The organism is Microbacterium sp. (assembly GCF_036566905.1).
Lineage (GTDB): Bacteria > Actinomycetota > Actinomycetes > Actinomycetales > Microbacteriaceae > Microbacterium.
Genome location: NZ_DATCVK010000048.1, coordinates 1 through 2,221 on the forward strand (window position 1 = coordinate 1; position 2,221 = coordinate 2,221).

The following is a 2,221-nucleotide window of genomic DNA, read 5'->3' on the forward strand; positions in this document are numbered from 1 at the left end:
CGCGAAGCGCTTCGGGAGGAGCTGGCCCTCGAGTTTCTCTGTTGGCAGCGGGTCGCCGATGATCCAGTGCTTCGGCGACTTCAGCTCAGCCGGCGGTGTATCCGCCTCATTCGTCACGGCGGTCGAGACTACACCCGCCGCGACCGGTGTCAAGTCTGCCGCTCAGCGTCGCCGAGTAGAGTTGTGGCGATTCTTCGATCAGTCGACTTCCGGGGGCAAGTGTGAACCGTGCGGCGCAGCTCGCGCGTGGCTCGGCCACGGCGGTCGTCGCGCTGTTCCTCGCGGCGTTCTCGCACGGCGTCGCCGCGGGCGAGGCCCCTGGCGGTCTCGGGCTCCTGCTCGCGGGCATCGTCGCGCTCGCGGCATCCACCGCGTTCGTCGGCCGTCGCTCGACTCCACTGCGCACGAGCCTCGCGGTGATCGTGAGCCAGGGGGCGTTCCACCTGCTGTTCGGCGTCGGAGCGGGCGCATCGACCGGGTCGTTCGTCGTCAGCGGCGGCGGTCACCATCAGACGGTGGCCTTCGCCGACAGCGGTGTCGCTGCAACTGCCGCCGGCGGTGCCGCGCCGGCCGGCCACCTCCATGCCGACACCGCCATGCTCATCGGCCACGCGATCGCCGCGGTCGCAACGATCGTGTTCCTGCTCGCATTCGAGCAGGCGGCATGGCGGGCCGTCACCACGGTCGCACGCCGGTTCGCCCTGCGCCTCACCGCGCCAGTGCCGCAGCTCGCGCTGCTTCCCCCCGTCGTTCGTCGGGTCGCCTCGACGAACGCCCCGCGGCTCCGGTCGCGTCTTCGCTTCACCGCGCTGGGCTCCCGTGGGCCGCCGTTCGGCCTCGCCTCCGTGTAATCCCGCCGAACGGCGGACCCAGAGAATTCCGGATGCCTCGCGGCCACGCCTCATCGCGTGAGCCGGCCAGGCCCGGACCGAGGAGAGAGACTCCCATCGCAATGAAGAACCCGACCACCGCGACCACCGCGACGGCGCTCGACGTGCGTGAGCGCGCGACGCGCCTGCGCACCCTGGTGCTCGCCGCCGCAGCGCTCACCGTCGCCGCCGGCATCACCGTCGCGGGCGCTTCGCCCGCCTTCGCACACGACGAGCTGCTGGCATCGAGCCCCGAGCCCGGCCAGGTCTTCGACACCGCACCCACCGAGGTCGCGCTCGACTTCTCGAACGACATCATCGAGGTCGGCACGGCGATCGTCGTCGTCGACCACCACGGCGGCGACGTCGAAGTGGGCGACCCCGTGGTCGCGGGCGCACACGTGACAGCGACCCTTCCGGCCGACCTCGAGGGCGACTACCAGGTGCGCTGGCGCGCCGTCTCGAGCGACGGGCACCCGATCGAGGGCACCATCGACTTCGGAGTCGGCGCCGACGCGACCGGCGTCTGGACCGAGGAGGCCGCCCATGACGACTCGGCGACCGAAGAGGAGCCCGCCGAGGGCGACCACGCCGAAGGCGATCACGCCGAGGGCGACGACGCCGCGCAGAGCGGACCCGACGGATGGGCCGTCGCCGGCTTCGTCGTCGGCGGGCTCGGGATCCTCGCGCTTCTCGCCGCGGTCATCCTGAACGCGAAGCGCAAGAGCGCGGGCCCCGGCGCGGGTTCGAGCGACGGTTCGGGCGACGGCTCAGGGAACGGTGGCGGCGCGTCCGGCACCGGCACCGGTACCGGCACCGGCACGTCCGGCGACGCCGCCTGAGCCCGGGGGAGCAGAACACATGCGTTCCACTGCGATGACCCCTGCCCTCGGCGCCGCACTCGCGGCCGTGCTCGCCCTCGCCGGCTGTGCCGGCGGACAGCCCGCCGAGACCCCCGCCGCGTCGGTGCACGCCGAGGCTGCGACATCCGTCACCGTTACCGATGCCTGGGTGAAAGCTGGCGACGACGGCATGACCGCGCTCTTCGGCATGGTCGACAACGGCGGCGCGACCTCGATCACGCTCTCGGGCGCCGAGACCGACGCCGCCGACATGGCCGAGCTGCACGAAACCGTCGAGTCCGATGGCGCGATGACGATGCGCGAGAAGGAGGGCGGCTTCGAGATCGCCGCCGGCGGTCACCTCATGCTCGAACCCGGCGCGAACCACGTCATGCTCATGGGCCTGACCGGCCCGCTGCGCGCCGGTGACGAGGTCACCGTGACGCTCTCGTTCTCCGACGGTTCCACGCTCGACGTGGTCGCCCCCGTCAAGGACTACCAGGGCGCGAA

At 72.0% G+C, this 2,221-nt stretch carries 3 protein-coding genes; all 3 read left to right on the forward strand.

Features of this window, described 5'->3' with window-relative positions:
- The first annotated feature begins 221 nt into the window (after positions 1–221).
- Positions 222–851, forward strand: coding sequence for a hypothetical protein (locus VIP82_RS04300; protein WP_331906048.1), 630 nt, complete (start codon positions 222–224; stop codon positions 849–851).
- Positions 852–952: 101 nt separating this feature from the next.
- Positions 953–1,711 (forward strand): copper resistance CopC family protein, encoded by a 759-nt coding sequence (locus VIP82_RS04305; RefSeq protein WP_331906049.1) that lies wholly within the window; start codon positions 953–955, stop codon positions 1,709–1,711.
- Between the two features lie 19 nt (positions 1,712–1,730).
- The coding region (locus tag VIP82_RS04310) for a copper chaperone PCu(A)C (RefSeq protein ID WP_331906050.1) at positions 1,731–2,221 on the forward strand (491 nt) is incomplete at its 3' end.